The organism is Flavobacterium anhuiense (assembly GCF_004151235.1).
Taxonomy (GTDB): Bacteria; Bacteroidota; Bacteroidia; order Flavobacteriales; family Flavobacteriaceae; genus Flavobacterium; species Flavobacterium anhuiense_A.
The window spans coordinates 335,713-360,406 of record NZ_JUIV01000001.1 but is presented as its reverse complement, the minus strand read 5'-3'; the positions used below and the strand labels follow the sequence as shown (position 1 = coordinate 360,406).

The 24,694-nt window shown below is 34.6% G+C and carries 15 protein-coding genes; 2 read left to right on the top strand and 13 right to left on the bottom strand.

Going from position 1 to position 24,694, the window contains the following annotated elements:
- Window positions 1–92: 92 nt before the first annotated feature.
- From NU08_RS01530 to NU08_RS01515, 4 genes are all read right to left on the bottom strand, one after another.
- On the bottom strand, window positions 93–542 hold the full coding sequence (locus NU08_RS01530) for a response regulator (protein WP_129745476.1): 450 nt from the start codon (window positions 540–542) through the stop codon (window positions 93–95).
- A 2-nt stretch (window positions 543–544) separates the two neighbouring features.
- Complete coding sequence (locus NU08_RS01525) at window positions 545–3,217, bottom strand: PAS domain S-box protein (protein ID WP_129745474.1); 2,673 nt, start codon at window positions 3,215–3,217, stop codon at window positions 545–547.
- 214 nt (window positions 3,218–3,431) lie between these two features.
- Entirely contained in the window at window positions 3,432–3,635 is a 204-nt protein-coding gene (locus NU08_RS01520; RefSeq protein ID WP_129745472.1) for a hypothetical protein, read from the bottom strand.
- A 106-nt stretch (window positions 3,636–3,741) separates the two neighbouring features.
- On the bottom strand, window positions 3,742–4,032 hold the full coding sequence (locus NU08_RS01515; RefSeq protein ID WP_129745470.1) for a hypothetical protein: 291 nt from the start codon (window positions 4,030–4,032) through the stop codon (window positions 3,742–3,744).
- Between the two features lie 187 nt (window positions 4,033–4,219).
- On the opposite strand from NU08_RS01515, the gene NU08_RS01510 reads away from it, so the two are divergent.
- The gene (locus NU08_RS01510) at window positions 4,220–5,800 is read left to right on the top strand and encodes an FAD-dependent oxidoreductase (protein WP_129745468.1); all 1,581 of its coding nucleotides are present in this window, start codon (window positions 4,220–4,222) and stop codon (window positions 5,798–5,800) included.
- Window positions 5,801–5,959: 159 nt separating this feature from the next.
- On the opposite strand, the gene NU08_RS01505 is transcribed toward NU08_RS01510, so the two are convergent.
- The 9 genes from NU08_RS01505 to NU08_RS01465 all read right to left on the bottom strand — a co-directional run bounded on the left by NU08_RS01505 (window position 5,960) and on the right by NU08_RS01465 (window position 21,138).
- Window positions 5,960–6,226 (bottom strand): hypothetical protein, encoded by a 267-nt coding sequence (locus NU08_RS01505; protein ID WP_129745466.1) that lies wholly within the window; start codon window positions 6,224–6,226, stop codon window positions 5,960–5,962.
- A gap of 253 nt (window positions 6,227–6,479) precedes the next feature.
- Window positions 6,480–8,342: a TonB-dependent receptor plug domain-containing protein gene (locus NU08_RS01500; protein WP_129745464.1), complete on the bottom strand. Its 1,863-nt coding sequence runs from the start codon at window positions 8,340–8,342 to the stop codon at window positions 6,480–6,482.
- Window positions 8,343–8,795: 453 nt separating this feature from the next.
- Window positions 8,796–10,100, bottom strand: a complete 1,305-nt coding sequence (locus NU08_RS01495; RefSeq protein ID WP_129745462.1) for a serine hydrolase domain-containing protein — start codon at window positions 10,098–10,100, stop codon at window positions 8,796–8,798.
- Between the two features lie 4 nt (window positions 10,101–10,104).
- Window positions 10,105–12,606 (bottom strand): beta-N-acetylhexosaminidase, encoded by a 2,502-nt coding sequence (locus NU08_RS01490; protein ID WP_129745460.1) that lies wholly within the window; start codon window positions 12,604–12,606, stop codon window positions 10,105–10,107.
- Window positions 12,607–12,618: 12 nt separating this feature from the next.
- The gene (locus tag NU08_RS01485) at window positions 12,619–14,100 is read right to left on the bottom strand and encodes a glycoside hydrolase family 10 protein (RefSeq protein WP_129745458.1); all 1,482 of its coding nucleotides are present in this window, start codon (window positions 14,098–14,100) and stop codon (window positions 12,619–12,621) included.
- A gap of 153 nt (window positions 14,101–14,253) precedes the next feature.
- The gene (locus NU08_RS01480; protein WP_129745456.1) at window positions 14,254–16,089 is read right to left on the bottom strand and encodes a PQQ-binding-like beta-propeller repeat protein; all 1,836 of its coding nucleotides are present in this window, start codon (window positions 16,087–16,089) and stop codon (window positions 14,254–14,256) included.
- Window positions 16,090–16,260: 171 nt separating this feature from the next.
- Window positions 16,261–17,088 (bottom strand): alpha/beta hydrolase, encoded by an 828-nt coding sequence (locus NU08_RS01475; RefSeq protein WP_129745454.1) that lies wholly within the window; start codon window positions 17,086–17,088, stop codon window positions 16,261–16,263.
- 56 nt (window positions 17,089–17,144) lie between these two features.
- Entirely contained in the window at window positions 17,145–20,060 is a 2,916-nt protein-coding gene (locus NU08_RS01470) for an FAD-binding and (Fe-S)-binding domain-containing protein (RefSeq protein WP_129745452.1), read from the bottom strand.
- A gap of 328 nt (window positions 20,061–20,388) precedes the next feature.
- Window positions 20,389–21,138, bottom strand: a complete 750-nt coding sequence (locus tag NU08_RS01465) for a DeoR/GlpR family DNA-binding transcription regulator (RefSeq protein WP_129745765.1) — start codon at window positions 21,136–21,138, stop codon at window positions 20,389–20,391.
- A gap of 250 nt (window positions 21,139–21,388) precedes the next feature.
- Between NU08_RS01465 and NU08_RS01460 the strand changes: the two genes are divergently transcribed.
- Complete coding sequence (locus NU08_RS01460; protein ID WP_129745450.1) at window positions 21,389–24,673, top strand: SusC/RagA family TonB-linked outer membrane protein; 3,285 nt, start codon at window positions 21,389–21,391, stop codon at window positions 24,671–24,673.
- The last annotated feature ends 21 nt before the right edge of the window (window positions 24,674–24,694 follow it).

Here is a 24,694-nt window from a genome sequence, read left to right as displayed (position 1 = left end):
TTACAAAACATATTTTTATTCTTTTTCAAAATATATTTATAAAATAAATTCATACGTTTTTTAATTCAAAAGCCAGAATGCATTTTAAAATTCTAATGGAATATATGCAGATATTTATTCTTTTCCAGATCTGAAAGCGGTTTTTTAAATCCGTTTTCGAGGTTAGAAGCAATTAATCCGAGCACTTGCTTTAAATCGTTAAAATTATTTGGTTTCACAAAATAACAGAATGCCCCAAGGTTTCCGGCTGCTTCCATATCATTTTTATGTGAAGAAGTAGAAATCATAATCACGGGAATATTTTTGTAACGTTCCTCTGATTTTAATTGTTTTAAACATTCCCAGCCATTCATAATAGGCATATTTAAATCTAAGAAGACAATTTCAGGAGTTTTGTCTTGACTTTTTAGCATTTTCAATGCTTGATCTCCATTTTCTGCACAATGACAAATAATACTTTCATTTATATCAGCCAACGCTTCGCAAAACATTTCTGCATCATCCCTATCATCATCGGCTAATAAAATTATCTTCTTACTCATAATCAAATGTCTTTTTCTTTCTGTTCAAATGGAAGTGTTATAATAAAAACAGCTCCTTTATCAGCAATTCCAGTGGCGGTAATATTTCCTCCGTGACGTTCTGCTATTTTTTTGCAAAGAGACAATCCTAAACCTGTTCCTTCATAACGATCTTTAGAATTTAATCGGGTAAAAGTTTCAAAAATGCGTCCTGTCTGATCGAGGTCAAATCCAATTCCGTTGTCTTCTACCCTAATTACAGCTATTCTTTTACCGTCTTCAAATTGCTCTTTTGCATTAATGGTAATCTGTGGCGGAATGTTTTCTTTAGCAAATTTAATAGAATTGTTTATCAGGTTATAAAATAATTGATAAAGCAGCACAGAAGCTCCTTCAATAACAGGAAGTTCTTGATAGTAAATACTTCCGCCTGTTGTTTGAAGCGAAATTTCAAGATCGGCTTCTATATTTCTAATCACTTCATTGAGATTAACAATTGTTGCTTTTTGCGAGTCGGCATTGATTTTTGAATACGCAAGTACGCCGTCAATCATAGTAAACATCCGATCTGCCGCTACATGAATTCTTTCTATATATCTAGTCGCCGATTCGTCTAACTGATTTTCAAGATGATCTTCTAATCGACTTACAAATGTCTTTATTTTTCTAACAGGCTCTTTTAAATCGTGAGAAGCGACATGAGCAAATTGCTGTAAATCATCATTGGAACGTTGCAATTCTTTGGTTCGATCTGCCACCAGAATTTCTAACTTTTCTGTAATCGATTTTTGCTCATGAATATCGGTGCAGGTACCAAACCAATTGGTGATTATTCCTTCTTTATCTCTAATGGGAAGTGCTTTACTTAAAAACCAGCGGTATTCTCCTGTACTTCCATTTTTTAAACGAAATTCTATCTGATAGGAAGATCCCGCATGAACACTTTGGTACCAAGTTCGCAAAACATCGTAAACATCGTCCTGATGGAGCGCTGGAACCCAACTGGAATCTCCAAATTCGTGTTCGCTAAACCCCGTATATTCATACCAACGGCTATTATAATAATCTATAAACCCATCTGGCTGAGCAGTCCAAATAATTTGAGGCACAAGATCTGCAAGCTGCCTAAATTTCTCTTCACTTTCTGCTATAACATTTTGAAGTTCTTTTTGTGAAGTAATATCACTCGCGGCGCCAAACCACTCTACAATCTTTTCGTTTTCATCTAATATAGGAACCACTCTTGAAAATACCCATCTTACAGAATCATCTTCTTTTATAATCCTATGCTCCATTTCAAAAATGCTTTTTTCTACTATAGATTTAGAAATAAGATGAACTGCCTGATTCAAATCGCTAGGATGCACAAATTTATCCAGCCAATTAATGCTATGTCCTCCAGTCCCAGAAAGTCTTCCTCCACCTTCAAGGCTATGCATAACCATCCAATCAGAATCCATTCGGTAAACCAAATCAGATGAAGCATTGACCAAAGCTCTAAAACGATTTTCGCTTTTTTCCATTTTCTGACGAGCCTCAACTTGTTCCGTAACATCGACTGCCACCTGTATCATTCCCGTTATCTGATCTTCTTCAATTAACGGGCGGTACGTTAAGTTATAATAATAGTTTTTTACTTCTCCAGTTCTATTGTGTGGCACAAGCACCTCGCTTTGGTCAAAAGGGATTCCTTCATTATAAACCTTTAAAACCTGTTCCCACACATATTGGCCTTCAAGTTCTGGCAGCACATCAATCAATCTCATACCAATAATTTCCTCACCACGTCCAATCATTTGCAGCATATGCTTATTTATCTGCTCAATAATGAGATCATCGCCTTTTAGCACTAAAGTTGGAGCTGGCGTCTGATGAATCATTTTACGAAAACGGCTTTCGCTTTGCTGCAGTTTTTCTTCTGCCTGTTTGCTTTCTGTAATATCTCTTGTCGTTCCAACAACAAGTTCCACTTCTCTGTTTTCATTAAAAACAGGAACAAAAATATAGTCGTAAATTCTTCTTCCCAGTTCCGCATGCGGAAAAGAAACAGTTCCTCTAATAGATTTTTTTTCTGCAACTACAGTATCGATTTCATGTTCGTGCATTTCGGCATGCCAATCTTCATAACCATTTTCTCTTAATCCGCGTCCAATAGCTTCTTCTGCCGATTTGCCCCACATGTTGAGCAAGGCTTTGTTTGCATAAGTAAATTTATAATCGAGATCAAATACATACACAAGATCGGGTGTGCTGTTTATTATGGAATCGTAAAGTCTTTTTTGTTTTTCTGCATCGACCAATGCCTCGTTCAAAGCTGTTTCTGCTTGTTTCTTTTCGGTGATATCTTCCATCGTAATCACCAACAATTCGGCTTGGTTCACGGCCGTAAATCTAAAACAATGTTTTACGGTTTCATTACGATACCAATGTTCAAAATTAGCAGGAATGCCTGTCTCCAAAGTTTCAATAAAATTTTCGAGAATCGTTTTTCCTTCTATTTTGGAAAAAACTTCACTGAACCTTTTTCCTTTGTAGTCTTCATTATTAGTCCAGTTTATAAGGTAATTGTTAAGCAACACTACAGAAAAATCTTCGATCCTATTTTTGATATCATACAAAGATTTTAAAACTGCAATACCATTTGGCGCAGCATTAAAAACAGTTTTAAAAAGGTCTAAATTATTTATTAACTCCATTATCTTGCTGAGTGAAAATAATTTCTAATGCTGCTTAACTTACAAAATAAAGTCAAATTTGTTAAATTCTTTCTCAAATATAAATAAAAACGCATTTACTTTAAACATTCTTTAAAATGATTTTTAAGTAAAAAATCGTCTTTATTTCCTTGGCATAACATCAAAAAAAGCCGAATCCGTAAGGTTCAGCTTTTTTTTCCATGTATGACAACAATCATTGCTTGATAGAATCGGTTTTAACTGTAGCTGTTGTATCTATGCCGATAGTATCAACTTCTGGCCCTACAGTATCCATAGTATTTTGAATGCTATCATTTTCATGCGAATCAATTGTAGTGCTTTCATTCTTTTTACAAGAAAATGCTAATCCTGCCAGAAGAATCAAGAAAGCCGTTTTAGTTATTATTTGCGTTTTCATAATTATATTTTTTTAATGAATATTATCAAATTTTAATTTTTATAAAAATACTTCTTTCTAGAAATGTATTCTTTACACAATTTTTAGCACTTGTTACATAATGCAGCTATTTCTTTTTCTTTTTAACACTGTCATTTTTTATTCTCACGCTATCTTTCTGAACGCCCGATTCACTCGTGTAAGTTGCTCCATCTTCTGCACTCGCACTGGGTCCAGTTCCTGTTCCGGCAGTACTCTGTTTTGCTTCCATACTCTTTGCGGTATCTTTTATTGAGGTTCCAGTATCAAGAGGTGTTGTACTGGTTTCTATTTCATCACTATAACCATCGTTATTGTTTTTACACGAACTTAACATTCCTATTAAACAGATAAGAATCAAAATTTTTAGTTTTTTCATGATCATACATTTTAAATTTTAAGCAATAAACTAATATTCAAACATTTACACTTACAACATTCACTATAATTCTTATATAAAATCACACTGGAAATCCTATAAAATTTTAGAAATAAAACTGTAATTGACCTCTGATTTTTACTTAGTAGCTTTGATATGAATGTATTACATAAAAGAACCAATAAAAATGGAAAATTCAAATCAAAATATAAATGAAGGCAGCATCACTTCTGGCGATAATGTTTCATTCTGGATTGATTCTACCGATATAATTGCTTTTGAAAAACCTACTCAGAATATCAAAACAGAAGTTCTAATTATAGGAGGAGGTATTGCCGGACTTACAACTGCATATAAACTTTTGAAAGCAGGAAAAAAAGTGGTTTTGGCAGAAGACGGTTTCATAGGAAGCGGAGAAACAGGACGAACTACAGCGCATTTAACTTGCGCATTAGATGACCGATATTATTATCTTGAGAGTACTTTTGGGAAAGAAAATGCAAAACTTGCCGCCGAAAGCCATTCTGCAGCTATTGATGAAATTGAAAAAATAGTAACTGATTTAAACATTGACTGTGATTTTGAAAGAGTTAACGGTTATTTGTTTCTGCATCCGAATGATAAGGAAAAAAATCTCGATAAAGAGTCTGAAGCTACTCAAAATGCAGGATTAGAAACAGTTCTTTTAAATCATACTCCTTCCTTGGCAGAAGCAGAAGATCAGAGATGTCTCGCATTTAAAAATCAGGCGCAATTTCATGTTTTGCAGTATTTAAAAGGACTTTCAAAAGCCATAATCGAACTTGGAGGAATCATTTATACCGAAGCTCATGCCGAAAATATAACCGAAAAAGGCGCAACCGTAAATGGTTTTAATTTTTCTGCTGAATATATTGTTGTGGCGACCAATACGCCAATTAATGATGTTTTGACTATGCATACCAAACAGCATGCTTACAGAACATATGTTATTGGAGGAAAAATTCCAAAGGACAGTTTACCGCATGCCTTATGGTGGGATACAGGTGATCCAGAATCCAAATGGGTAGCACAGCCTTATCATTATGTACGACTGCAAAATTTTGATGATGAATATGATCTGCTAATTGTTGGCGGTGAAGATCATAAAACAGGACAAGCTGATGAGGAAGGAATTTCTGCATTTTCACGTTATGAACGATTGGAAATTTGGGCTAAAAGATATTTCCCTCTATTAGATGAAATCAGTTATAAATGGTCCGGACAAGTTATGGAACCTTTTGATTCTCTGGGTTTTCTTGGTCGAAATCCTGGCGATCAAAATGTATTTATAATTACTGGAGATTCTGGAAACGGAATGACGCACGCTACCATTGGCGCTATGCTTATTTCTGATATGATTCAGGGAATCGACAATAAATGGCAGGATTTGTATAGTCCGTCGCGAATTACATTTAAAGCAATTAGCGATTATATAAAAGAGGCTGGAAATATGGCCTCACAATATCTTGACTGGATTTCAGGATCTGATCTTGACAATACTGCCGATTTAGAACCTGGAGATGGCGGTATTCTTTCTTTCGGATTAAGAAAAGTAGCAGTTTACCGAGATTACGACAAAACACTCCATGCTTTTTCTGCTGTTTGTCCGCATTTAGGCTGCATTGTACAATGGAATTCAGACGAAAAATCTTTTGACTGTCCATGTCATGGTTCAAGATTTGCCACCGACGGCACGGTATTGAATGGTCCCGCTGAAAGCAATTTAAGCAATCTTCATATAAAATAATACCTCCACTTTTTCATTTTCTTTTTAGCTTGAAAACATCTGTACAAAATTCTGCAGATGTTTTTTTTATATGCTGCCAAATTAAACATTCATTTCATCTAAACTGTTCCAAAAAAGTAAAGGCTAACTTATATTCAAGTTAGCCTTTATTCTTTAAAATCAATCTGTTTTTGTGCCTTCATTTCCAAAAGTGCTAATATTCATGTCAGAACTCTTTTTATGCCTTAATTCTTCATAATCGCTATCATCTCCCCAATCTCCGGTATTCGGTTTTTGAACAGCATCGTTTCTTTCCTGTAAATCTCCATCTATGCTTTCCTCATGCGGAAAATACATATGATATCCTAAAATTGGATCCCAATTTGATTCCTGAGTACGATCAATTCCTTCTTGGAATAAATCGTTTTGTTCGTTTTTTGTATCCATTTTTTTTCTGTTTTACACTTTCTTAAAATTGAAAGCTTGATTATCATTTCATTCGTAATTCAGTAAAATTCAACAAATTAAACCATAAAATTATTATATCATTTTTAAAAAAGCTTATATGATTTCCCAATTACAAAAAAATTAACATTTTTGAAAAAATCTGCTTTTAAATTCATTTAGAAACAAAACAGCCCGCAAACACAAGGCTTACAGGCTGTTTCTAACAATCTAAAGTTCTGAAAAAAAATTATCCTTAAAAAGTTACCAATTTAACTCCTAAAGTAAACCAGCGTGAAGGCAATGGCACTGCTCCTACTTCATAATAAGTGGCATTAAAAATATTCTGTCCATCTAAGAAAATAGTAAACTTGTTAATCGCCTGACTTACTCTAAAATCATTTACCCAATAAGATGGTCCTGTAATTCTTTCGTTAAAACGAGTTGCAAACATTACAGATAAGTTTTTAAACTGATAATCTATTGTATTGGTAATTTGGTGTTTTAATGACGAAATTGCATATTTTGAATACGTTTCTGTACGTGCACTTTTGAACTCAGAATCTAAATAGGTGTAAGCCAAAAGAATGCTTAATCTTGAATCTTTAGAGAAATCAAATCTGTAATTTCCACGTAAATTCATTCCGTTTGTATTTAAATCTCCCGTATTCTGACTCTGCCAAGGTTGGGTAGTAAGATTGCGCATCCAATCAATGTAATTGTCAATTTTTCTGTAGAAATAATTGGCATTCAAGCTTAAAGCTCTTTTGTTGTATTTAAATCCAATTTCGCTCTGAAAAGCATTTTCTGAATCTAAATCTGGATTTCCAATATTTCCTGTTTGTTTCAAATACAAATCTGTAAATGATGGAATTCTTTGGCTTGTTCCCACATTTCCAATAATTTTAAAGGCATCGGTAATAGCATAACTTGCATCGATTCCTGGATAAATCTGCCATTTATAATCTGAATTGTAGTTCAAATACGTTCCGATATTTACGTCTAATTTTTCAGTAAAGCTTCTTCTGTATTCTGCATAAAGTCCAACATTCTCGCGATCGTGATCTCCAATGTTTGAAGAATGAATGTTTTCATTTCTAAATTCAGCTCCAAAACCAATTTCCCCTTTAGACAATTTAACCGTAGAGTTCAATTCTCCTGCGATAGAATTAGTATAATGCTGACTTCTTCCAACAGCCAAATTTGAATTTCCTAAATAACGATAATCATCATAATTGTAACGATATGTTATTCTCGGCATGATTTTCCAACTGTCCGTAATTTGATGATTAGACTGAAGATTGGCGAATGTAGTCTGAACAATTTCTGTAGAATTTTTATCTCCTGGTGCAGCGTAAAATCCGTTTGCTCCAAATCCGTTTTTGATATAACCTGCAGAACCTAAGATTTCATTTTTATCATTGATCTGCACATTTCCCTGATAGAAAATTTTATTGTTTTCGAAAGCTGTATTGTAACGGTAACCGTTGCTTTTATCATGCGAAGCAAAAAGCAAATGCTGTTGTTTTTCTTTTCCTAAAACAGCTCCCGCTTGAACTCCTGTTCCGTAAAAAGTATCACCTGTATCCTGAGTGTCTTTTTCGAAGTTAGAACCTGCATAAGTGCTTACTAAAAATCCAGAATCAGTTGGCTTTTTTGTAATAATGTTAATCGCTCCTGTTAAACTGTTGATTCCGTAAATTCTTGCTGCCGGACCGCGAACTACTTCGATTCTTTCGATTGCTTCAACCGGAAGAGGAAGATTCAGCATATTATGAGCCGTTTGCGAGTCGATTACTTTTGCTCCGTTTAACAGAACAACAGTCTGCTCAAAACTTCCTCCATCAACACTAATATCCGCTTGAGTTCCAAAAGGTCCTCTTTGTCTGATATCGACTCCGTTGGCATATTGTAGTACTTCCTGTAATGTTCTTCCTGGCAGTTTTTTTATGGTTTCGCTCGAAATAACATATACATTTCTGTTTTGCTTAGAAATTGGCGTGTTAAAACGGCCTTCATTAATAATAACTTCATCCATTTGGTTAATGGAATCCTTTTTTGTCTGTGCGTAAAAATTGGTACAAATTACTGCAAAGGCAGCAAAATAGATTTTTTTCATTTTGGTTTACTATTTTTTTGGCAAAAGTAATCTCTTACCGTACCAACAAAGCATACCAGTTTTATAATTACACCTAGTCCGGATGAATTTATGCTCGATTTGATCAAAAATCAAGCAAAACTGAGAGATATTACTTATAAATCAGATATTTAGCATGCATTTTTTTAATGCAACACTTTCTTTCCCATTATTTCTGATTTCTTCTTCTGAAATTCCAGCCTCAATCTGATTATTAGTTTTTTTGACCACGCTTACTTTTTGCTACAGATTAAAAGGATTATCACAGATTTCTTTTTTATTTTGCCACTAATTGCACGAATTTTCACTAATTCTTTTTTTTTTTACATATTTTATGTAAAAAAAAATCTTTTTAATCCTTTTAATCTGTGGCTAAACTTTCCTTACAGATTGAGAAAATTAATTCGTGGAAATTCGTGTAATTCGTGGCAAACTTTATTTATTAATTTGCCTCCAGACTTTAGCACTAAAATCATCCTTGTACATTAATCTGTTCGTTCTCGTTGGATTTACACGATTGGTCAGAATAATTAAAAATCGATTTGTATTTCTATTCATAAAGAAAAAAGTTCCTGTAAAACCTGTATGTCCAAAATCGTCTTTTGTAAAAAACTCGTCTGGTTTTCTTTTATCAAAACCTAAACCTCTGTAAATGCCTTCTTTTGCAAGCGGAGAATCAGTAAACTCTTTTACGACATTCGCTTTTAGAATCTGTTTTCCTTTATAATTACCATTATTCATAAGCATTTTACAGATTATAGCTATCGATTCAGCATTGGCAAACAGACCTGCATTTCCAGAAACGCCACCGAAAATCGCTGCTGCTTCATCATGCACATAACCTTTTACAGTATCTTTTCTGAAAAAATTATCCACTTCCGTTGGCATTACATTATCTATCGAAGTCCATTTTAACGGATTATATCCAATTTTTGAAATGCCTAATTCAGTATAAATTTCATTGGTAAACTGATCGAGTTTTTTTCCTGTTTTGGTTTCAATCATTTGCTTCACCAAAAGCAAGTTTAAATCGCTGTACAGATATTTTCCTCTTGGATTTGTATTTGCCTTCGCAATCCTTTCATAAACCGATGGATAAAATTCAGGATTCAGCCACATGTTTTTATAAATCTGAACCCAATTTTCCTTTGGTTCAAAAGAAAGATATTTCGAATCGTAAACAATGTTTTTGTTGACAAACATATTATCAAAAGGCTCAACATATTGCTCCGATTTTTGATTACTCAAAAAAGGCGAATTATCTGACGTAGAAAGCAATACCTGATAAAAAGTAATACTTGGCGTTAATCCAGAAGTATGCGTTAGCAATTCAAAAAGCGTTAAATCTGAAATAGCTGTGTTTTTATACATCGGAACAATTTCGCCGACTTGATCAGTAAGTTTCAATTCTCCATTGCCAACCAAGCGCATTATTACAAGTGTCGCGCCTAAAACTTTAGACATTGAAGCCAAATCGAAAACGTCATCTGATTTTACTAATTGCTTTTTGGTATAATCATGATAACCATAATTTTTAGTTATCAAGTTAGAAGCTCCTGTTCCAACAATAATCTGGGCACCAGGAAAAAAGCCTTTTTCAAGTGCATTTGTCATCATCGAATCGATGTAAACTTCAGTTCTTTTTAGATCAAAAGATTGTTTTGCTTTTTTCTGAGAATAACCTTTCGCTCCCAAAAAAATCAATGAAACCATTATAATTTTTACACCAATATTTTTCATAGTACTATGGATTAATTTTTAAGTCTTGCCCTGCCATTAAAGGCTCATTATTGGTTCCTGTAATTTGTATTCTAACAGCTTTTACAGGCTGTTTCGGATAAATTGATGCGTTTCCATAATCAAAATTATCGCCTTTTATAAAATCAGTTCCATTATATGAAAACTCTACAAAACCGTTATTTATTATAAATCTCGGATGATGCGGAATTCCAGTTAAAACATCAATTTTAGAAGAAGTTACAGGATTCGTAAAAGTATACAGAATCCAATCCCCGTCTTTGCAGGCAACATCGGTACGCAAATAGGATTCTTCATTGTAATCTTGCAGATTCGCAATTGGAAACTTCGGATTTTCTGCCATCGACGAAGTTACTTTCACTTCTGGTTCCTGATAAGGCGAACAAGTGAATTTTACGTTTGCTGCAGACTTTTTATCTTCTTTATTTTCAACTGTAAAATCTAATCTGTACGTATTTTTTTCACTGTAATTATCAATCAAAAATCTCAAACGAGGTTTTGATTTTAATGCTTTTTCATCTGCGTAAGCCTGCACTAATTTATCATTTTCAAACAGTGAAACATTTTTGATTGTTCCATTTGCTCCATCATCTGTTGGATTGAAAGTCAAATACCAGATTCCTTTTTTATCTACATGTTCCGAGATGTTTTCAGAAATAGTAAGAACTTCAGCTTTAGATGTATCCCAATTGGCAACTGGCAGTTTTTCAGCTTTTACTGCTGGACTTGCTGAATATTCATTATAAAAAACTCTGAACATATAATTTTCGTAATCTTTTGTCTGAATTGGTCCAGTATAGAAAGGCGATTGTCTTGTTGGCTCATTTCCATCTTTGTCAAAACGTACAACAGCACCTTCATAAGGTGGAGTTACAGTGATTGTTCCGTTTTTATAAATGGCTGTTGGAGGAAAATCTCTGAAAGCGATTCCCATATCGGCCAATCTTTTCAAATGGCTGTTGGTTAATCTTCCATAAAAATCATCCCAGTTTTTATCTTCTTTTTTAGACCAGCCAATTTCAGACAAAGCGCTGATTCTCGGATAACTTTGGTATTCCATAATTCTTGCAGGACGATCCAAATATTCGCTCCACAAAGCGCCTTGAACTCCAATTATATTTTTTTGTTCTTCTGGCGTTAAGTCTGCATCAGGAATTGGTTCAAACGAATACGCTCTTTTTGTATCCGTAATTGCCGCCCAACGATGACCACGTTCTGTTTCAGATTGTGCCATATCATAATACGTAAATTGTCCCGGCATCATGATGGTTTTATATCCTTTTTTAGCCGACTCAATTCCGTAACTGATTCCTTGCCAAGCAGAAATAAGTGTATTTGGATTAATTTCTCCGCCTTTCAGAATTTCGTTCCAACCATCTGTTTTTTTATGGTATTTATCTACAATTTTTTGAACCCTTTTAAAGAAATAATTCTGAAGCTGAAAACTATCTGTAAATCCTTCTTTTGCCATCAAAGCTTGACATTTTGGGCAATGTTCCCAATTGGCACGATTGACTTCGTCTCCTGCCACATGAATGTATTCAAAAGGAAAAAGGCCCGAAACTTCTCTAATAATCGAATCCAGAAGATCATAATTTTCCTCACGTCCTACACACCAAACATTTTTCACTTCGCCTTGAACACTTTTAAGTTCCTGCGTTATCACACACCCCACTTCCGGATACGAAGCCGTTACAGCACGCGAATGTCCCGGAATTTCAATTTCTGGCATAACCGAAATACCGCGATCCGCAGCATAAGCTACCACTTCTTTAATGTCTTCTTGTGTATAAAAACCTCCGTAACGTTTATCTCCTGAACCATAAGATGGAAGCAAAACTTCGCCAGGACCTCTCCAAGCGCCTTTTAAAGTTAAATCTGGCAACGATTTAATTTCGATTCTCCAGCCGTTATCATCCGTTAAATGCCAATGAAAAACATTCATTTTATGAGCAGCCAACCAATCGATATAATTTTTTACAGTTTGTTTGTCGAAAAATTGTCTTGAACAATCGAGCATCATTCCGCGCCAGTCAAAACGAGGATAATCTTCTATTTTCACAAACGGAAGAGTTCCTTTTTTAACTTCTTTTGCAGAACAGATTTGAAGCAAAGTTTGGAAGCCGTTTAAAACTCCTTTCTCTGTTTTTCCTTTTACGAAAATTCCGCTTTGGTTTATTTCCAATTGATAACCTTCGTTCGGAAGATCTAATTTCTTATCGACTAGAAATGAAATGTTATTTTTTCCGTGTTTTTTTCCAATCGAAACAATTGGGTTAATTCCTGTATTTTTTGAAATGCTTGCCGTGATGTAACTGGTGCTATTTTTTAGCTTTTTGTCTACAATAACTTTTAATGGCGAAGGAAAAACAAATTGCCCTGCACTTTGCTGAACTGATACAGGTTTTGGAATTATGTCTAATTTTTGGGCTTGTACAATACTAAGCGAACTTAGAAATATGGCTAATAGAAGAATACTTTTTTTCATCTTTTTTATATTTTATTTTATTGAAAATTCAATCGGACTGCTTTCTGTTTGGGTTTGACTCAAAGCGGTAAGCGCATAAATGAAGTTTTCCAAACCGGCATTTGGCACTTCTAGTTTTAGAGCCGTTGTCACATAATAAATATTCAGAGGATTTGAAAAATCGGTTATTTTTCCTTTTGGAAATCTGTAAATCACATATTTCTTGTCATTTAATGCCGCTTTCCATGTTAAAACCGCTTTATCGCCTTTTTTGGCAATCACAGCATTTGTTGGCGGTTCTGGTTTTAATCTCGTAATTCTGTTTGCTTCTGGAGTTAAAGCAATGTATTTGTATTCTTTTTGAAGAAGAGGATTTCTAAGTGTATCTCCTTTTTTCAGAAAAGTAGAAGCAGTAAAATGCATAGAACCATCTATTTGAGGCATTTTACGAATCATTTCAATCTGTTTCACGATTTGATTGGGACTTCTCCATTCTGGTTCTTTAGCTGCATTAGAAATTTTGTAATCGCCGTGACCAACGTAAACATTTGCTCCATATTTATGTTCTGCCCACCATTTTGCCAAAACTTCAAAATTGGCTCGGTCAAAACCAATGTGCCAGTACAATTGAGGCGTTACATAATCAATCCAGTTTTCTTTTTGCCATTTTAAAATATTCGCATATAAATCATCATAATTGGTTGCACCTGCTCTTGTATTAGAACCTTGCGAGTCTTTGGCAATATTTCGCCATACTCCAAAAGGCGAAATTCCGAATTCTACTTCAGGTTTATTGGCTATTATAGTATCTCTTATTTGTTTGATAATTAAATCGACATTGTCTCTTCTCCAATCGTCTTTGTCTTTAAACTGGCGCGGTTCTTTAGCGAAAGCTTTATCATCAGGAAATTCTTGACCTTCAATTTTATACGGATAAAAATAATCGTCCATATGAACGGCCTGAATATCATAATTTCTAACGATTTCGCCCACTACAGAAGCAACAAAATTTCTTGTTTCCTGCAATCCTGGATTAAAATATCTGGTTTTCCCGTACGTCAGAAAAAGGTCTGGTCTCTTAAAATATAAGTGATTTTTTGAAAGCACATCTCTTGCTGTATCTTTCTGAACGCGATACGGATTTAACCAAACGTGCACGTTCATACCACGTTTTCCTGCTTCATCAATCATCATCTGCAACGGATCAAAACCTGGAGCAACACCTTGAGTTCCTGTTATCCAATGCGATGCTGGTTCTTTTGTCGATTTGTAATACGCATCGGCAGTTGGACGAATTTGAAAAATGACAGTATTCAAATTATAAGAACGTAAATTATCCAAAATGGCAATCATTTCGTTCTTCATTTCTTTGTCTGATAAACCAGATTTAGAAGGCCAGTCGATATTTTCTACAGTAGAAATCCAAGCAGCGCGCATTTCTCTTTTTGGAGACTGCTGACTGAAAATTTGGGAATGAATCAGCAATATTAAGATTAGTAATTTTAGACTTTTCATAAGGTTGTATTTTTTGGTTGATCATCCTAACAGGTTTAAAAACCTGTTAGGTTTCTAATTGATATTTATACAAAGTTAGAATTAGAACTTGAGCTCCATTCTAATATAATACCTAACAGGTTTTGAAAACCTGTTAGGATAAATGCCTCTATATTATTCTAATAAATAAATTCCGCCTTCTATAAGTGATGCCCAGACTTGTCCTTTATCATCAATTGTAAAACCATTTACGCTTGAACTTCCTAGGTTAATTTGCTTTATAATCTCAAATTTAGAAGCATCTACAATCAAAACTTCTCCTTTTCTGCTTCCTACATATATTTTGTTTCTGTTTTCTAATATTGCTGCTGGATTGTGTTCGTATCCAAGTTTTAAATCTAGCACTTTGCTTTGGTTCACCAGATTTTCTTCTGTAAGTTCAAGATCATCGCTAAGAGGCAATCTTAAAAGTAAACCGTCCATTGTTTTACCATAAAACCATTTCCCGTCTTGACTTTTTCCCATCGATTCCCTGATTTTCCATTTCTGAGTTCTTAAAAGTGTTTTTCCTGTTTCAATATCCAAAATGGTCAGAAAACGTTGCGGAGTCACAAAGTAAAGTCGGTTTTTTGTTGAAACCATATTGACATTTCCAGCAGAATAAAGGATTTGTTTGTCGTTGCCATTATTCCATTTCCAGATCAATTTTCCTGTGTTTTTATCCAGACAATACACATACGAATCCCAAACTCCAAAAATTATTTTATCGCCTTGAATTAACGGTGTTCCTTGCGAATATGACGCTGGCAAATTATTCTGCCATATTACTTTTCCAGTCACAGCATCTGCACAAATAAATGCTGTAGAACTCGCCGTATAAATTTTATTGTTTTCTGAAATTGGCGAGCCTACCAAAACGCCGCCAACAGGGATTGTCCATTTTTGTTTGCCAGATTGTGTGTCAAATCCTACTAGGTTTCCTTCTATTGTACCGATAACTAAATTATTTTTTACGATGATTGGCGAAAAATAAATTGAATTTCCTGTCTCGGTTTTCCAATTTAAAGATTTGTTTTTAAGGTTTATAGATTTTATTTCGCCGATAGAATTCGTAAAATAAACACTCTTTTTGTCAAATGCTGGAAGGCTGTAAATTGAGGCAATATCTTTTATGTAAGGAGATTGCATTGCCAAACTATCTTTAGGAATTACAATTTTGGAAGGTTTTGACGGAACCGAAAATTTAAAAACTCCAGGTTTATCTATTTCTTTTTGATAGATACTGATACTGTCTCTACTGATAATTACTTGATTATAACTTTTTGTTTTTCCGTCCAGAGAAGTTATTGATGTTCCCATTATACCGCTCAAACCAGAGAAATCATATTTGCGTAAGGTGTGTCCGTGACCGCAAAAAGTAGCGACGGTTGGGTATTTTTCTAAAACAGAAAGCACTTCTTTGTAATTGCTCACGCTGTTATCTAACGGATAATGAGCAAAATTCAATACTTTTTTATTATTGTTTTTAAGATTGTCTTTTAGGGTTTTATCAAGCCAAAGCACATCTTCGTGTTTTACAAAACCATCTCCCATTTTCATATAAGGTCCGCACGGAAAGCCAATAAAAACATAATCACCTTTTGAAAACACAAAACGGTCTTCACCAAATATTTTTTTATAAGTCAAGCCAGCGCTTTCGCTCCAGTTAGTTTCATGATTTCCTGAAATGACGTAATACGGAATTTTCAATTTAGAGAGAATCGAATGCACTTGTTTTAATTCGTCATCGGCACCTCTATTGGTCAAATCACCAGTTACAACCGCAAATTCGAAATTTGAATTATTGATTTCTTTTACAATATCTTGCAACAAAAAATCATTTTCATTTCCTACTGAAACGTGTAAATCTGTGAGCTGCACAAATTTGATCTGTTCTGATTTTTCTATATTTTGAGCAAAACTTGTTGTGATTACAAAAATTAGCAGTATTCTGGAAAATAGATTTTTCATTGGTAATTTTATTTAATTAAACTATAATTTATTTAGAATCTAATGGCGTTTAAGGTATGTTAGTTGTAATTCTTTGGCAAAAAAATACCTAACAGGTTTTTAAAACCTGTTAGGATAACCAACCAAAATTTATGCATTACAAATTATCGGTAGTTCGCAATGCACTTAACGTTATTTTGTTTTTATATTTTCGTTGAAGAAATCATGAAAAAACAAAAGTTGATATTTTAATGAATTCTCCCAGTATTTGAGATTGTGCTCTCCTGGGCGTTCAATATAATCGTGATTTATTTTTTGAGCCAGCATTTTTGCATGAAGCTCTCTGTTTACTGTCATAAAGAAATCATCGACTCCACAGTCAATAATCAGTTTTAATTTATTGTCCTTTACCAAATCTAACATATTGGTAACCGTATTTTTATCCCAATTTTCTGGATGTTCCGTAATTGTTCCTAAACGTTTTTTGATGTCCCAATTTTCAGGAAACGGACGAAAATCTACTCCTCCGCTCATACTTCCTGCCGCGCCAAATACATCTTGATGTTTGAATGATAAGTACAAAGCGCCATGTCCGCCCATGCTCAAACCAGAAATGGCTCTTCCTGTACGGTCTGTAACTGTTCTGTATTGTTTATCTATAAAAGGAACTAATTCTTTTACTACATAAGTTTCATATTTAAAACTTGGATCTATCGGACTATCAAAATACCAGCTTGAGTAATTTCCGTCTACTCCAACCACTATAAAACCGTATTGATCCACCTGTTTTCCTAATTCCTTAAAATCTTTTGCCCAAGAACCATAATTTCCGCTGTAGCCATGAAGCAGATAAACCACCGGAAATGCTTTCTTGCTCTTTTTATAATTGTCGGGAACTACTACGCAAGTTTTAATATTCTTCTGCATCGAAGGACTAAAAACCTGTAATGTATCAACCTTAGCCGCTTTAGCCGTAAAAAAGAAAAGCAATACTAAGATTGAGTAAATTGTTTTTTTCATAATTGATGTTTTTTTTTAAATAATATTTCTGAAAAGCACAGGGAAAATACAAAAAATTATTTCAAACAATCTTTCAAAATAGTCACGGGATGCATTGCTTTTCTGCTCGTTCCGTCAAAAATCTGATGTCGGCAACTGGTTCCTGCAGCCGCAATTTCTGTTGATGGTTCTGTAGCTCTGATTTTCGGAAACAAAGTATCTTCTCCCATCTTCATGCTGATTTCGTAATGCTCTTTTTCATAACCAAATGAACCTGCCATTCCGCAGCAGCCCGAATTATAAATCGTAACTTTATTATTTTTAGGAACATTCAGCATCGCAAAAGAAGCCTCAACAGAGCTTAATGATTTTTGATGGCAATGCCCATGAATTTTGATATTTTTCTCTTTTTCAGAAAATTGATCTGCGTGAATTTTTCCGTTTCCGATTTCTCTTTTGAAAAACTCCTCAACCGTAAAAGTATTTTTAGCTAATTTTTCAGCGCTTTCTTTGTCCGAAGCCAATCGAATGTATTCATCTCTGAAAGTCAATATAGCCGAAGGTTCAATCCCGACTAAAGGTGTATTTTCAGAAATTATATTTTTAAAGGTATTGACATTCTTATTGGCAATTTCTTGCGCTTCTTCCAGAAAACCTTTTGAAATAAAAGCTCTTCCGCTTTCTTCATGATCGATTACAATTACTCTATAACCTAGTTCTGTTAAGAGTTCGTAGGCATCAATTCCAACTGAAACATCGTAATAATTGGTAAATTCATCACAAAAAAGATAAATGCTTCCATTCTCAAAAGAGCTGTTTGTGTTACGTTTCTTGTTCTTTTCATACCATTTTCTAAATGTTTTTGGAGCTAATAACGGTACTTGTCTTTCAGGCGCAATTCCCATTCTTTTTTTAACGAATGAAAGATTGGAAACCCAATTGGTAACAGACGGCGCAAAACTTCCCAATTCATTCAATTTCGAATTGAAAGCGAATATTTTATTTCGGAAAGAAAATCCGTTTGCTTTTTGATATTGATATAAAAATTCAGCTTTTAAAGTCGCTACGTCTACATTACTTGGACATTCGCTCGCGCAAGCTTTACAGCTCACGCATAATTCGAAAACTTTGTATAATTCTTCATGATCGAATTTATTTTCTTTTTCAGAATTTGTCAGATACTCTCTTAAGGCGTTGGCACGTGCTCGTGTAGTATCTTTTTCATTTCTCGTAGCACGATAACTCGGGCATAAAGTTCCACCCGCCGAAGGCATTTTTCGGCAATCGCCCGAACCGTTACATTTTTCTGCGGCACGCAAAACTCCTAAACTGTCGGAGAAATCCTGAATCGTTTTTATTTCAGGTTCAACTCTTCCTGCTTCGAAACGCAGGTTTTCATCCATTTTAGAAGCATTTACAATTTTCCCAACATTCAAAATAGTATCAGGATCAAATGCTTTTTTAATTCGTTTCAGCAGTTCATAGTTTTTATCGCCAATCATAAATGGCAGAAACTCTCCACGCAGAATTCCGTCTCCATGTTCACCGCTCAATGAGCCTCTATATTTTTTTACCAAATGCGCCACTTCAGTAGATAAATTTCTAAATTGGTGTAATCCTTCTTTTGTTTTCAAATTGATCTTCGGACGCAAATGCAATTCTCCCGCTCCAGCGTGCGCATAGTAAATGGCACTTTGTCCATGTCTTTCCATCATCGCTGCAAAATCGGCAATATAATTTGGAAGATCACTTAATTCTACGGCTGTATCTTCAATAGAATCGGCTGCTTTATCGTCTCCTACAATGCTTCCTAAAAGCCCAAGACCTGCTTTTCGAACTTCGTTTACTTTGTCAATATCTGCTCCATAGATTTTTGGCAAGGCATATCCGAAACCATTAATTTGGAGATCTTTAATCAAAGCATCGGCCTGCAATTCGGCATCTTCCATGCTAATGTGCGATCCAACTTCAAGCATGATAACAGCTTTTGGTTCGCCTACAATAAAGAATCTATTTTTAGCCTGTTCTCTATTGGTTTTGGTACAGTCTAAAATCGTGTCGTCCATCATTTCGCAAGTGAATAAATGATGCTTCATTGCAGTGACAACGGCTTCTAAACTTTCTTGAATGGTATGAAAATGCGCTACCACCATAATATTGTTTACTGGTGGCAAGTCGTCTACTTTTAAAGTAATTTCTGTAGTAAATGCCAGTGTTCCTTCACTTCCGCAAAGCAATTTCCCTAAATTGATGGTATCTTCTGTTCCTGAAAAAAGTTTCGATTTCAGTAAAACATCAATTGCGTAACCTGTATTTCTTCTGTGAATTTCTGGTTTTGGAAATTCTTTTAAGATTTCTTCCTGATTTTCTTTGTTCGAAAGTTCTTCGTAAATCGTTTTGTAAATTTTATTTTCTAAAGAATCTCCTTTGGTTTTCTCGATAAATTCTTCAGAAGTTAAATCTTTAAATACTGCTGTAGTTCCGTCGCTTAAAACGGCTTTTATTTCTACAATTTTATCTCGGGTAACTCCGTAACGAATTGAGGTTGTTCCTGACGAATTATTTCCGACCATTCCGCCAATCATACATCTATTGGTAGTTGATGTTGTTGGAGCAAAAAACAGTCCGTGCGGTTTTAAATATAAATTCAGTTCATCGCGAATTACTCCTGGCTGAACGGTTATGGTTTTCTTTTTAGGATCAAAAGAAACAATTTTATTAAAATGCTTAGAAACATCTACAATGATTCCGCTACCAACGGTTTGGCCTGCCAAAGAAGTTCCAGCCGTTCTTGGCGTTATTGAAATCTTATTCTTTGAGGCAAAACGAATAATATTGATAATATCATTTTCTGATTTCGGAATGGCCACGGCAAGCGGCATAATTCTGTAAGCAGAGGCGTCTGTGGCGTATATTTTTTTATGAAGATCATCATAAAAAAGGTTTCCTTCTAATGAAGTTTCTAATTCTTGTAGTTGGAGAGAATCGGACATTTAATGGTTCTGTTGCTTTTGGTTTTTTAATACATGTCTTATTTCTGCACTTCGCTAAAAAGCTATTTGACAAAAACAATACATTCTAAATTCTATTAGAACTCAATATTTATTAAAATTCCTATTTTAAAGCTTTGAACTTCCTAAATGCGCCAAAAAATGACAAGCCTACTGAGGTGTATTTTTCATAAATATATCTGACTAATAAAAATTAGTTTTAACAAATATAAATACAAAAAGCATACGAATACATTATTTTGCGTTTTTTAACATAATAAATTTTAAATAACGCAACAAAACGCAAAATTAATATTAGATAAATTTAAAATTATAAGATAAACACTCCAGATTTCCTATATTCATCTAGTCTTTCATCTTCTGGATCTAATTCAGTTACGATAGTATCGAGCTGCTTAAGATCACATACGCTGTGAGGCATTTTAGTATTCAATTTATCCGAAGAAAACATGGAAACTACTCTATCAGAAGCTTCTATCATGGCTTTTTTCACAATTGAAATTTCGTAGCCCACTTCTGTAAGACCTTGTTTCACACTTATACTGCTGGCGCCAATGAAGCAAATATCGGCCTTAATTTTAGAAACGACCTGAATCACATCCATACCAATGGTTACCATTGCATTTTTCTGCATTTTTCCTCCAATAAAAATCAAATCGATATTGGGATGCTGAGACAATTGCATCGCTATTGGCAAACTATATGTATATATTGTAGCTTTTAAATCGGCCGGAATTAACTTTGCAAAAACTAAATTGGTGCTTCCTCCACTCATTATAATAACCTGATCATCATGAAGTAGAGACAATGCTTTTGTCACAATCTGCTTTTTCTGCTCTTCTGCAGCTATTGCTATATCAAATACATTTGAAGATTTCTCTTTAACTTGAACCGCACCGCCGTATACTTTCTCTAACAGCTTTTTACTGTCCAATTCGTTCAAATCTCTTCTTATTGTATCTTCAGACAAATCGAGAGCCAAAGCTAAATCTGTTGTAACAACTTTTTGGTCTTCAATAAGTTTAGTCATTATATATTTATGTCTTTCGGCTTTCAGCATGTTTTTATAAAAGTTAAAATTCATCACAAATATATCAAATATTTCATTCCATATTAGAAAAAGCCTTAAAAACTGCAAAATCATGCATTAGTAAGATTTTCAAAACAAATTCAATTCTTATTTTTCATTAAAAAATGCGTTATTTTGCGTTTTTTTAAATTATTTTTAGAAAAAAAACACGCAAAAATGCATTTATATGCAATAATTAAATATATTTGCTCAACAACAACCATAAAAAACCAGATTAATCATGAAAAAATTACTCTTTATTTCAGTGTTGTTTTTGTGCATTCAAGCAGCATTTGGACAAACAAAAACGGTTACTGGAACTGTAAAAAACAAGAAGGATGGCTTTCCTCTTCCTGGAGTTAGTGTCCTTATTCAAGGAACATCAAATGGCACAACTACAGATTTTGATGGAAAATACAGCATTAGTGTTGCTCCTGGACGAAGCCTTAGCTTTAGCTACATGGGTTTTGAAACTGCAGTAGTGAAAGTTGATGGACAACAGAAAATCAACATTGATATGGCAGAAAGTGCCGCAAAGTTAGATGAAGTAGTTGTAGTGGGATTCTCTTCGCAAAAGAAAGTAAATCTTACAGGTGCAGTTGCTAAAGTTGATGTTAAAAAAGCTTTAGGAAGCATTCCTGTTACAGATATTACAAAAGGTTTACAGGGAACTACGCCAGGACTTAATATTACTTATAATTCAGGTAGTATCGGTAAACAATCAAAAATTAATATTCGTGGAGCCGGAACTATTGTAAACGGAGAGGTTTCAGGATCTCCACTTATTTTAGTTGATGGTGTACCAGGCGACCTTTCTTTATTAAATGCAGAAGATGTAGAATCGATGTCTGTTCTTAAAGATGCAGCCTCTGCTTCTATTTATGGTGCACGTGCTGCATTTGGAGTTATATTAGTTACCACTAAAAGCGGTAAAAATGCAAAAGGTAAAGTACGATTTGCTTATAGCGTAAATACTGGTATTAGCAACCCAATTTCGTTGATTCAATTTAATGATCCTACAGTAGAGCTACCTGCAATGATCGAGGCACAAGCTAGAGCGGGTAACGCCAATCCAGAGTCTTTTGGTATGAACTACAAGACATTATTGCCGGGTATTATTAACTGGAAAGAAAAATATGCTGCTACAAGAAATCCTAATGATAAAAACATGATTTTAGGAGAGGATTTTGACGTGATTGGCGGCAGAGAATATTTTTATAGAATCTGGAATCCGCATGATGAAATGCTAAAAAAGAATTCTATACAAACGCTTCATAATTTATCAGCTCAAGGTTCTTTGGGAGAAAAAAGCTCATTTATTGTTTCGTTAGGTCTTGCTAATCAAGATGGTGTAATGAAAATTAATACCGAAACCAATAAAAGATTCAGTCTTAATATGGGTATGACTACTCAATTAACAAACTGGCTTACTGGAGATTTTAAAGTATTGGGAACTTTCCAAGAATATGATTCTCCTTTTAACTACTATAACAATGGTGTGGATACTGCTGGTAATGGTTATTTTGGATACTACATGCGTTGGGGATCTTATTTCCCATACGGGACTTACAATGGGACTTACTTCAGACATGCTCCAGGTTATATGGCAAATGCATCTCAGAACGAGAATAAGTCAAATGATATGAGGATAAGCGGAAAACTTACTGCTCAAATTACAAAAGACTTTAATCTTATTGGAGAATATAGTATCAATACTAATTTTTCAAGCCTTAAAATGAATGGTGGTCAAGTGCCACTTTGGGATTGGTGGACAAGTGCTGCTGACTTAGTTGCGGGCAAACCGACATCTATGGAAACTGCAAATGATTTTGTTGCACAAGCCAAAACATCTTACACTAGAAATGTAGCCAATATTTATGCAAATTATACTAAAACATTGGGTGAAAACCATAACTTTAAAGTATTAGGAGGTTTAAACACTGAGTGGTACGATCAAGAAAGAACCTATGCTCGTAGAAATACACTTTTAGACAAAAGCAAACCAGAATTTAATTTAGCTATTGGTGATCAATTTACTGCACCTCTTGTGGCTAATGATATCTTAAATCCAGGTTTATCAAGATATGCTATTGCTGGATTCTTTGCACGTGTGAATTATGACTACAAAGGAAAATATCTTTTGGAAGTAAACGGACGTTATGACGGTTCTTCAAAATTCCCTACAGATGAGCAATGGGGATTCTTCCCTTCTGCTTCTGTTGGATACAGAATTTCGGAAGAAGCTTTCATGGAAGGTACAAAAAGCTGGTTAAATGATTTGAAAATTAGAGGATCTGTTGGTTCAATTGGAAATCAGAATATTGCTAACAATGCCTTTTTACCTGTTATGACTAATGTTACTACTAATCCTAACCCGTATTGGATAGGAAGTGGTTCAACCATTCCTCCTACTGTGAATCAGCCAACAAATGTTGATCCGAATTTAACTTGGGAAAAAGTAACTACTCAGGATATTGGTATCGATATTCGTATCTTTAATATGCTTGGATTAACTTTTGACTATTACCAAAGAGATACTAAAGGAATGTTGGCTCCAGGTAAAACACTTCCAGGTTCATTTGGTCAGGCTGCTGCCAATACAAACTCAGGAAATTTAAGAACAAAAGGTTGGGAGCTTGCTCTTAACTTTAACAAACAAATTAACCAAAACGTTAGTGTTTATGCAGATCTTACCCTTTCAGACAATACTACTGAAGTAACAGAATGGAACAACTCTGCTAAACTGATCTCAACTTCATCTTTTTACGCAGGTCAAAAACTTGGCGAAATCTGGGGATTGGAAACAGACCGTTTGATTCAAACTACAGATCAAATTGATGCAACAGGATTAATCATAAATGGTGTTGATTATAAAAATATTAGAACAGGTGCTTTTAAATTTGGCCCTGGAGATGTAATGTATAAAGATTTAGATGGCGATGGTGTAATCTCAAGAGGAGATGGAACAGCTCTTAAACCAGGAGATTTAAAAGTTATTGGTAATACAACTCCTCGTTACCAATATGGAATTCGTTTAGGAAGTGCTTTATACGGATTTGACATTGATGCTTTCTTTCAAGGAGTTGGTAAACGTGAATACTGGGCGACTTCTGATTTAGTATTGCCATTCTACAATAGAACAGATGCTATGTATGTAAACCAGAATGATTACTGGACACCAGAAAACACAGATGCTTATTTCCCTAATCCGTACCCTAACCATGCTGGAAACGCTTTTGGAACTTATGCGCCTGGATCTAACAACTTTGTGGCACAGTCACGTTATTTATTAGACATGTCTTATTTACGCTTAAAGTCTGTAACGATTGGATACACTTTTCCTAAAAGCATTACCGAAAAAATCGGAATCGATAAAATTAGACCGTACGTTTCTGGCTTAAACTTAGCGACTTGGAAAAGCAGTAAATTACCAGTAGATCCTGAGATTAATGAAACTGAAGCAGCTTGGGGAAGAACTTTCCCTTATTCTAAAACGATATCATTTGGTATTCAACTTGCTTTCTAAAAAAGGTATTTAAAAATTAAA

What these genes read in the sequence shown, in the direction of transcription:
- NU08_RS01460 (WP_129745450.1), top strand. Translation starts at nt 21,389, where the DNA reads ATGAAAAAATTACTCTTTATTTCAGTGTTGTTTTTGTGCATTCAAGCA.
- NU08_RS01520 (WP_129745472.1), bottom strand. Translation starts at nt 3,635, where the DNA reads ATGAAAACGCAAATAATAACTAAAACGGCTTTCTTGATTCTTCTGGCA.
- NU08_RS01485 (WP_129745458.1), bottom strand. Translation starts at nt 14,100, where the DNA reads ATGAAAAGTCTAAAATTACTAATCTTAATATTGCTGATTCATTCCCAA.
- NU08_RS01515 (WP_129745470.1), bottom strand. Translation starts at nt 4,032, where the DNA reads ATGAAAAAACTAAAAATTTTGATTCTTATCTGTTTAATAGGAATGTTA.
- NU08_RS01475 (WP_129745454.1), bottom strand. Translation starts at nt 17,088, where the DNA reads ATGAAAAAAACAATTTACTCAATCTTAGTATTGCTTTTCTTTTTTACG.
- NU08_RS01505 (WP_129745466.1), bottom strand. Translation starts at nt 6,226, where the DNA reads ATGGATACAAAAAACGAACAAAACGATTTATTCCAAGAAGGAATTGAT.
- NU08_RS01480 (WP_129745456.1), bottom strand. Translation starts at nt 16,089, where the DNA reads ATGAAAAATCTATTTTCCAGAATACTGCTAATTTTTGTAATCACAACA.
- NU08_RS01530 (WP_129745476.1), bottom strand. Translation starts at nt 542, where the DNA reads ATGAGTAAGAAGATAATTTTATTAGCCGATGATGATAGGGATGATGCA.
- NU08_RS01525 (WP_129745474.1), bottom strand. Translation starts at nt 3,217, where the DNA reads ATGGAGTTAATAAATAATTTAGACCTTTTTAAAACTGTTTTTAATGCT.
- NU08_RS01510 (WP_129745468.1), top strand. Translation starts at nt 4,220, where the DNA reads ATGGAAAATTCAAATCAAAATATAAATGAAGGCAGCATCACTTCTGGC.
- NU08_RS01495 (WP_129745462.1), bottom strand. Translation starts at nt 10,100, where the DNA reads ATGAAAAATATTGGTGTAAAAATTATAATGGTTTCATTGATTTTTTTG.
- NU08_RS01470 (WP_129745452.1), bottom strand. Translation starts at nt 20,060, where the DNA reads ATGTCCGATTCTCTCCAACTACAAGAATTAGAAACTTCATTAGAAGGA.
- NU08_RS01465 (WP_129745765.1), bottom strand. Translation starts at nt 21,138, where the DNA reads ATGCTGAAAGCCGAAAGACATAAATATATAATGACTAAACTTATTGAA.
- NU08_RS01500 (WP_129745464.1), bottom strand. Translation starts at nt 8,342, where the DNA reads ATGAAAAAAATCTATTTTGCTGCCTTTGCAGTAATTTGTACCAATTTT.
- NU08_RS01490 (WP_129745460.1), bottom strand. Translation starts at nt 12,606, where the DNA reads ATGAAAAAAAGTATTCTTCTATTAGCCATATTTCTAAGTTCGCTTAGT.